The 8,293-nt window shown below is 43.9% G+C and carries 8 protein-coding genes and 1 tRNA gene; all 9 read left to right on the top strand.

Annotation, left to right across the window (positions count from 1 at the left end; genetic code table 11):
* Positions 1–195: 195 nt before the first annotated feature.
* The 9 genes from gap to MUP17_01655 all read left to right on the top strand — a co-directional run bounded on the left by gap (position 196) and on the right by MUP17_01655 (position 8,024).
* Entirely contained in the window at positions 196–1,203 is a 1,008-nt protein-coding gene (gene gap / locus MUP17_01695) for a type I glyceraldehyde-3-phosphate dehydrogenase (protein ID MCJ7457688.1), read from the top strand.
* 105 nt (positions 1,204–1,308) lie between these two features.
* Positions 1,309–2,505 carry a phosphoglycerate kinase gene (locus MUP17_01690; GenBank protein MCJ7457687.1) on the top strand — a complete coding sequence of 399 codons (1,197 nt, stop codon included), beginning with the start codon at positions 1,309–1,311 and terminating at the stop codon, positions 2,503–2,505.
* 91 nt (positions 2,506–2,596) lie between these two features.
* Complete coding sequence (tpiA, locus tag MUP17_01685; protein MCJ7457686.1) at positions 2,597–3,358, top strand: triose-phosphate isomerase; 762 nt, start codon at positions 2,597–2,599, stop codon at positions 3,356–3,358.
* Positions 3,359–3,394: 36 nt separating this feature from the next.
* Positions 3,395–3,817 carry a preprotein translocase subunit SecG gene (gene secG / locus MUP17_01680; protein MCJ7457685.1) on the top strand — a complete coding sequence of 141 codons (423 nt, stop codon included), beginning with the start codon at positions 3,395–3,397 and terminating at the stop codon, positions 3,815–3,817.
* A gap of 41 nt (positions 3,818–3,858) precedes the next feature.
* Positions 3,859–3,940 (top strand) — tRNA-Leu (locus MUP17_01675).
* Positions 3,941–4,324: 384 nt separating this feature from the next.
* Positions 4,325–5,599 (top strand): tetratricopeptide repeat protein, encoded by a 1,275-nt coding sequence (locus MUP17_01670; protein MCJ7457684.1) that lies wholly within the window; start codon positions 4,325–4,327, stop codon positions 5,597–5,599.
* 205 nt (positions 5,600–5,804) lie between these two features.
* Complete coding sequence (locus MUP17_01665) at positions 5,805–6,026, top strand: hypothetical protein (GenBank protein MCJ7457683.1); 222 nt, start codon at positions 5,805–5,807, stop codon at positions 6,024–6,026.
* Between the two features lie 215 nt (positions 6,027–6,241).
* The gene (locus MUP17_01660) at positions 6,242–6,820 is read left to right on the top strand and encodes a Spy/CpxP family protein refolding chaperone (protein ID MCJ7457682.1); all 579 of its coding nucleotides are present in this window, start codon (positions 6,242–6,244) and stop codon (positions 6,818–6,820) included.
* A gap of 253 nt (positions 6,821–7,073) precedes the next feature.
* Positions 7,074–8,024: an aldo/keto reductase gene (locus tag MUP17_01655; protein ID MCJ7457681.1), complete on the top strand. Its 951-nt coding sequence runs from the start codon at positions 7,074–7,076 to the stop codon at positions 8,022–8,024.
* Positions 8,025–8,293: the final 269 nt, after the last annotated feature.

Here is an 8,293-nt window from a genome sequence, read left to right as displayed (position 1 = left end):
GGCTGGGGGGTCGATTTCAGCCTTTCTCCCAGGATATTGTTTAATCTTGATTTTCAATACCGCTGGGTCAGTTTCGGTCAAAACGTTGCCGGGGTCAAAAATTACAGCGGACCCCAGTTGACTTTCGGGCTGGGATATATTATTAAACAGAAGAGAAGCAAGATTGGAGAATGAGTTTTTTAAAAGGAGGTACAAATGGCAATAAAAGTCGCTATCAACGGGTTTGGCAGAATAGGAAAGCTGGTCTACCGGGCAGGTTATAAAAATCCGAACCTGGATTTCGTGGCGGTCAATGACGTAACTGACACCAAGGTCCTGGCACATCTGCTGAAGTACGATTCGGTTCACGGGACGATGCAGGCCGATATAAAGTCGGACGGAAATAAGATAATCGTGGACGGGAAAAGTATGGAGGTATTTTGCGAAAAAGATCCAACTGCTCTTCCCTGGAAAAAACTGGGAATAGACATCGTAGTCGAATCAACTGGAAAGTTCAGTGATGGAAAATCAGCTATGAAGCATATAGAAGCAGGAGCCAAACAAGTCCTGCTCTCCGCGCCTGCGAAAAAGTCTGAGGTTCCGGTCCAGACCATAGTGCTTGGGGTAAACGACGAACAGATGGACTGCAGCAAATACAAGATTTTCTCCATCGGCTCCTGCACCACTAATGGTCTGGCGCCTATAGTCAAGGTAATCCACGATACCTTCGGAATAAGATGCGGCCTTATGACTACCATTCACGCCTACACCAATGACCAGAGGATCTTAGATTCACCCCATAAGGATTTGAGAAGAGCCAGAGCAGCCGCCATGTCGATGATACCCACCTCCACTGGAGCAGCCAAGGCGATCGCGCTGGTCCTGCCTGAGCTGGCAGGTAAATTAGACGGGGTCTCGGTCAGGGTGCCGGTTTGCGACGGTTCGCTGGTGGATCTGGTGTGCGAGACCGAAAAGGAGATAACTGTGGAAAGCGTGAATGCTGCAATCAAGAAGTTGGCTGAAGGGAAGATGAAAAGATATATCGAATACTGCGAGGACCCGATAGTCTCCTGCGATGTCATCGGAAATTCCCATTCCACCATATTCGATGCCTTATCCACAATGGTCACCGGAAAGAATTTGCTGAAGGTCTTCTCCTGGTACGACAACGAGTGGGGTTTCTCTTTAAGGATGGTGGAGATGATGGAGTTGATGTGTAAATAAAAAAAAGATTCAAGGATTAAGGGTTCGAGGGTTCAAGGGAAAAAAGTAAAAAAAGCGGAAGACGTAAAAAGGAAGACGAAGGAAAAAATAAGGGGAGGGTAAAAGATGAATAAATTAACCATAGATGACTTGAAGCTGAAGGAAAAAAGGGTTTTGGTCAGGGTGGATTTCAACGTGCCTCTGAACGAGAAAAAAGAGGTGGCAGACGATACCCGGATAGTTGAATCTCTGCCCACGATTGAAAAAATTCTGGTTGAAGGTGGAAAAGCTATTCTTATGTCGCATTTGGGCAGGCCTAAGGGGAAGGACCCTAGCTTGAGCTTGGCACCAGTGGCTAAAAGATTGGAGAAGCTCTTAGGCAAGCCGGTGAAATTCGTCAACGACTGTATTGGACCAGTGGTGGAAAAGGCTGTCTCTGAGTTAAAGCCAGGAAATTGTCTCCTTCTGGAAAATCTAAGGTTTTATCCTCAGGAGGAAAAGAATGACCCTGAATTTGCCAAAAGCTTAGCTAAATCAGGTGACGTTTATGTAAATGATGCTTTTGGAACAGCTCATCGCGCCCATGCCTCAACTGAAGGGGTAACCAAATACTTCAAGGAATGTGCGGCTGGATATCTTATGCAGAAAGAGCTGAAATATCTGAGTATGGCATTATCCCAGCCCAAAAGGCCCTTTGTAGCCATCCTGGGAGGTTCCAAGATCTCAGGCAAGATCGACGTTATCAAAAACCTGCTGGATAAAGTGGATACCCTTCTGATAGGCGGAGGGATGGCTTTCACCTTCTACAAGGCTTTGGGAAAAGAGATCGGTTCTTCACTCGTGGAAACGGATAAAATAGAATTAGCTAAGGAGATCTTGCAGGAAGCGGATAAGAAAAAAGTGGACTTAGAATTACCGCTCGATTTCGTAATCGCACTCGAAGCTAAAGAGGATGCTGCCACTAAGGTGGTGGACAAAGACAATATCCCTGCAGGTTGGAAAGGCCTGGATATAGGTCCCAAAACCGAAGAGCTGTTTAAACAAAAGATCAAGAAAGCTAATACCGTTGTCTGGAACGGGCCTATGGGGGTTTTTGAGGTGAATAAATTTGCCAGAGGGACTATGGAAGTGGCAAAAGAGCTAGCTGAGGTTACCAGGAAGAATGCAGTTACAATAGTTGGTGGCGGTGATTCAATAGCAGCTTTAGCCAAGGCGAATTTGGAGAAAAAAATGACCCACGTTTCCACTGGTGGGGGTGCTTCCTTGGAATTCTTAGAGGGGAAGATTTTACCCGGGATTGCGGCTTTAACTGATAAAAAATAAACTTTTTCCTCGCAGGAGAAAAAAATAGAAATTGAACGAGAAGAATAGTCACAAATCTGGCAATCACCAAAATTCCGAGATTAAGAAGAAAATCAGGCAGCTTTTAATTGCCGGCAACTGGAAAATGTACAAGGACCATAAGGACGCTTATGCCATAGCCACAGCCCTAAAGGAAAAATTAGCCGATATTTCTACCATCCGGATAGTCTTATGTCCGCCTTTCACCTCTCTGCAGTCAGTAGGTCAAGCCATCGAAGGTTCTTCTCTGCTTTTGGGTGCTCAGGATATTCACTGGGAAAGGGAGGGTGCTTTTACTGGAGAGATCTCTGCCCAAATGCTTTTAGCTTTAGGCTGTAAATATGTCATCATTGGGCATTCGGAAAGAAGGCTCCTTTTTCACGAAAGTAGCAAAATAGTCAACCTGAAGCTTAAAACCGCCTTAAAAGAAGGGCTTACTCCGATCCTATGCATTGGCGAGACTTTGCAGGAAAGGGAAAGAGGGAAAACCGAAGAGGTGGTGGAAGATCAGCTAAAAGGAGCTTTTGAGGATCTTACCCCAGAGGATATCGGGAAGATAGTTTTGGCTTATGAGCCGGTCTGGGCAATCGGAACTGGCAAAACAGCTACTCCCAAGCAGGCCAATGATGTGCACCTTTTTATCCGTAGAAAGCTTGAAGAGAAGTATGGGCTGGAAATAGCGTCCAGGTTGAATATACTTTATGGAGGTTCGGTAAAGCCGGAGAATGCCAAAGATCTCTTGAAAGAGCAGGAGATAGACGGGGCTTTAGTCGGGGGAGCGAGCCTGGAAGTAGATTCTTTTGAGAAGATTGTCAGATCAGGTGTGGATTTGTAGTTTTCAAAAATCAATTTTATAGTTAAAGGAGGAGTTTTGTACGCATTTTTGATCCTGTTGCATATCCTTATCTGCGCAGGCCTAATCATCACGGTCCTTTTACAGTCAAGCAAAGGAGAAGGGCTGGCAGGTGCTTTTGGAGGTTCGGGAATAACCGGTGCGGTTTTCGGCGGGAGGGGTGCAGCAACATTCCTCTCCAGAGCCACCACGGTTTTAGCCATTGCCTTCTTCATAAGCTCTATAGCGCTCACTTTTATAACCCCATTAACCGGCTCCCGGACCAGCAGTGCCGGGAAAAGCGCAGTGAGCCAGGAAGCGCAGAAAGAAAGAACCCAGGGCTCTGTGCCTGCAACCAATATTCCTGGAACAACCCCTGCTCAGTCCCAGGCTCAGCCACAGACTCAGACCGAAAAAAAGGTTGAACTACCGCCTCCGCCTACATCCGGCGAGAAAAAGTAGTCTTCCTCCTTTAATTCGTGCTTCATTTCAGAAAGTTCATTGCGGAAGTGGTGGAATTGGCAGACACGCTATCTTGAGGGGGTAGTGGGGTGACCCGTGGGGGTTCAAGTCCCCCCTTCCGCAGTTTTTTATATAGAGTGCATCCATCTGGATGCTTTTTTTGTTTATAAGAATAGCGGAATATAAAGCCTCAAGGTCTTGAGACTTTAGCTTTATCTCTCGTTTGGTAAATCTGAAGTTGGTAGCCGCAGACTTCAGTCTGCGTTACATTAATACGCAAGCTGAAGTCCTAGGAGCGGATCCGTAGGACTTGAGGCTACCTTCTTTATCTATTTTTGTAAACCTGTCCGAGAAGCGGATCCATAGGAAAGGTTTACTCTCCAGAAAATATCAAAAACTGTTTACTTCAGGAAACACGACTTGTCTTAATTAAGCATATTAAGCTTGACATCAATTACTCAACTTTTTTAATTGATTACCAGACAGAGGATGAAACAGGGAGGAAAAATGACCCCAAAAGAGACTGGTCCTTATGAGAAAACTCTGTTTGCTGATTTCATCCGGGAGCTTTTGAATCGGCGGAATCTCTCTTTTCGAAGAGTAGCCAAGATCGGGCAGGATTTGGGGTTTGAGGTCTCAGCCAGCGCCATCTATAAAGCTATCCATAACTCCAGAAAATCCCCTTTAAAGCCGGAATATATAAATATGTTCGCCACTATCTTCAATCTGGATGAGAGGAAGATAATGGAGAAGGTGTTAGAGGATAAATACTCTGATTACTTCTTTGAAGATGTAGAGAAACCAGAAGAGCTTCTGACTCAGGTTCTCCAGTATGCCCGGGAAGGCAAGACCGATGAGGCGAAATATCTTTTGAGAAAATATGTCGAGTTCCTCAGAGATTTCAAAGAGATGGAGGGCTGGCAGAAAATCGAATATGAGCTGAATATAAAGTTCATCAACTCTCTTAAAGACCGGGGACGTTACCTGGCAGCTTTGGACCAGTGTTTTGTCTTGCTGGACTCTGGAGATTACAGTGTGGAAGAAAAAGATCCAGAAAGACTCAAGCAGGTGATCGACATATTGCATCTGATCACCTGTCTTTATTACCGGCTGAATCGAAAGACAGAGTTTCAGATCTTCTGCAATGCTGGTCTTCACTTAGCCCAGTACAGGCTCAAAGACCTGTTTCAAAAGCTGAGATTCGAGGCAGTGAAGGCAAATTTTCTATACGACAATAAGATGTACAAAGACTCCATCTCCTGTAATACCCAGATCGTAAAGAGCCTGAAAAAATATCTCCCAAAATTTAAATCCGGAGATAATAAATTATACAGGAAATGCCAGTGTAATTTAGCCTCAGCTTTGACTAACTTAGGATGGGGGCTGGTCGAGACTGCCAGGGAGAAAAAGGATATTTTAAAAGGAATGAAATGTGTTCAGAAAGGTTATAATATCGTTCAAAAAACAGACCACCTGAAATTGACCGCGCATATCCTTTTCTACTTAGCCCGGGCAAATTTAGCTTTAAAAGATTATGCAAAAGCCTCAGAGCTTTTTTTGAAATCGAAAACGATAGCAGACAAGGAAGGATTTACGGACCTGGTTGCTTTCAATCACTGGGGTCTGGGGATGACTTGTCAAGCTAAAGGTGATTTAAAGTCAGCAGAGCAGTATTTTCTCTTAGCAAAAACAGAATCTCAAAACTTAGAGGAGGATACCAAAGAGAAAAAAGAGTTAGAGGAATATCTTAATCAGAGGTTCAGGAATAAGGCAGGGAGTTAATAGATTTAAGAGGAGAGTAGTTCTGGTTTTTTTGAAGCAGAGGTTAGCAAGAGGGAAGAACAAAGCAGGTATGGTATCCATAGAGTATTGTACGGCTTATTTGAAAAAAATAAAATTACGCAGGGAACAGATGGAAATTTGACTTCTTAGGTGAAGCCCTTTCCTTTTGTTCCCTGTAACAGGGAGGCAAAAGGAGGTGAGGAGCTTGCCTAAGTCAAAAGTGATTGAAAAGCAGCACCTGCCTCAGAAGACCTTTTGGCATCCTTACGGTCTTCAGAGCTTGACCCCGGAGAAATTCATCAAGGTGGTCAATCTGATTTTAAAAGGGGAACATATTCTGCTGAGATTTAGTCGGGGAAAAAGACCAGAAGAGGAAGCAACTCATCTTGTAACTCCGGAAGAAGAATTACCTGGGATGGTGTCTTAAGAGATAGAGCCCATAAGCTAATGGAGTGTATCCGCCTGAGGGGGGACAGCTTTACCTGTAATCCATTTAAAGACGATAGGATGTTTCTGCCCCACAAATGCAGGTTACCCCCATAAGAGATAATAATCCTCCCCAAAGGAAATCTTTTTTTTCAATTAATAACAATTCCATCCGTATAATTTTAAAACCTTTTTAACCTATGAAGGAGGTGATTTATGAAAAAGGTTGGTTTAGTGATAAGTTTAATTTTCCTTTTCATCCTGCTGACTTTCACCTGGTCCTTTGCCCAGATGGAGATGGGTAAGGGTTGTAAGCATGAGGCTAAGGCGATGGGTGAGGAGATGATGCCCAAGGAGAAATGCGGACAGCATCAGGAAGGGATGATGTCGCATATGGGCTGCTGTAAAATGGGTTCTGGTATTATGGGTATGAGGATGTGCGGAATGATGGAAGGTGAGGAGGAAATGAGTGGTTGTAAAGCCGAATTTTTCCTCTGCTGTAAAAAGGACTTGGGTCTAACTGACAAGCAGGTGGAAGCTCTGAAGGGCATCAAAATGGGTTCTATTAAGAATGAAATCAAAATGGGATCTGACCTGAAAATAGCCCAGTTAGAGTTTAAATCTCTGATGGAGGATGAAAAAGCTACCCTGAAAGATATCGAGGCTAAGTTAAGAGCTGTGGAGAAACTGAAGGTCGATATGAAACTTTCTCACATTAAGGCTTTCAGAGAGGCAAAAGTCCTTTTGACTCCGGAGCAGAAAGAGAAGATGACGAAGTGCCACCAGGGGATGTAAAAGGCGTTCTTCAGATAAGTAGTAGAGGTAAAGTTTTAAAATTTTCGGCCAGGAAAAACCTGGCCGATTTTTTTTATAATAATTTTTTCGTAGCGCGACCCTTTTCCGATAATGGATCCGTAGGACAGGATCGCGAGTTGTAGTTGTAGGGACAGAACATCGTTCTGTCCATGGGTTTTGTAAAGCAGGCAAAGCTGGGGCAGGAGTTGAACTCCTGCCTCAGCGATAATTTTTCTGTAGGGGCAATTTCCAGATGGATCCATATGGACATGAATTGCCCCTACAGCTTTTCAGGTTCACCGAAGCTATACGGACAGGACACTGTCCTGTCCCTACAACAAGAAATATCTTTTTCAATCAGGATTTAAACAGTATATTATCTCAAGAAACTCTAAATGTTGAAAGGTCTGAAGTGCAGAAAACGATTTTAGGTAAAACCGGTTTAGAGGTGACCCGTTTGGGAATTGGCGCGGGTTATGGCCTTTCGGCGACCAATGTCATTTATGCCTTGGAGAAAGGGATAAATTTCTTTTTCTGGGCTCCTTTTTTGCCGGGATATATTCCGGTATCCTGGAATTTGAAAAAAATCCTGCCAGGTTATCGGGATAAAATCGTATTTGCCACAGCTACTTACTTCTGGAGCCTGCCCAATAGCTTTGAAAGGATTTTGCACCGGCACCTGAAATGGTCAGGCACAGATCAGATTGACATCTTCTTTTTAGGAATGATGAGGAAAATCCCGGATCAGAGAAAATTGGAAGAGCTTCTGAAACTTAAAGAAAAAGGGATGTTCAAATTCTTAGGTGTGTCAACTCATAAGAGAAAATTTGTTGAAGAGATAATGCGGAAATGGCCCGTGGATGTTTTGATGATAAGATATAATATGGCTCATCGAGGAGCAGAGCAGGATGTTTTTCATTTTCTGCCGGAGAAAGATAGAGCGGGAATTATCGGGTTTAATGCTACCAAACATAAAACATTACTCAGAAGTCCAAAGGGTTGGAAAGCAGATAAACCAGTTCCTACTGCCGGCGATTGTTACAGATTTGTACTGAGTAATCCTTCGGTGGATATGGTGCTGGCTGGTCCAAGGAGCAAAGAGCAGATTGATGAAGCAATAGCGGCAGTGGAAAAAGGTCCGCTTTCAGAAGAAGAATTGAAATGGATGAGAGAGTTCGGAGATTTGGTGCATAAGAAGGCATAGGGAAAATTCAAATTGAGAATATGGAATGCACCCAACGGTTTATTCAGCCGCCCGCCGGGTTCGCATTCCGACATTTTTCAACCCATACCCAACAACGTGAATTTCGCGCCGCCCACCATCCCGCCTAAAGTGTAGTTTTTCAGTATTTCGGTAACGGTTTATTATAAAAAATGCTCTAAGGAAGAAATTGGAAATAAGGTGGAGAACAATGAAATCGCAATCATATTTAAGAAGGTGTTGTTATTTAAAGAGATCTCGCGTAGGGGTGG

The sequence above is a fragment of the Candidatus Zixiibacteriota bacterium genome, assembly GCA_022865345.1.
Taxonomy (GTDB): domain Bacteria; phylum Zixibacteria; class MSB-5A5; order MSB-5A5; family RBG-16-43-9; genus RBG-16-43-9.
This window is presented reverse-complemented; position numbering and strand designations above follow the sequence as displayed.

What these genes read in the sequence shown, in the direction of transcription:
- MUP17_01670 (MCJ7457684.1), top strand. Translation starts at nt 4,325, where the DNA reads ATGACCCCAAAAGAGACTGGTCCTTATGAGAAAACTCTGTTTGCTGAT.
- MUP17_01655 (MCJ7457681.1), top strand. Translation starts at nt 7,074, where the DNA reads ATGGATCCATATGGACATGAATTGCCCCTACAGCTTTTCAGGTTCACC.
- MUP17_01660 (MCJ7457682.1), top strand. Translation starts at nt 6,242, where the DNA reads ATGAAAAAGGTTGGTTTAGTGATAAGTTTAATTTTCCTTTTCATCCTG.
- MUP17_01690 (MCJ7457687.1), top strand. Translation starts at nt 1,309, where the DNA reads ATGAATAAATTAACCATAGATGACTTGAAGCTGAAGGAAAAAAGGGTT.
- gap (MCJ7457688.1), top strand. Translation starts at nt 196, where the DNA reads ATGGCAATAAAAGTCGCTATCAACGGGTTTGGCAGAATAGGAAAGCTG.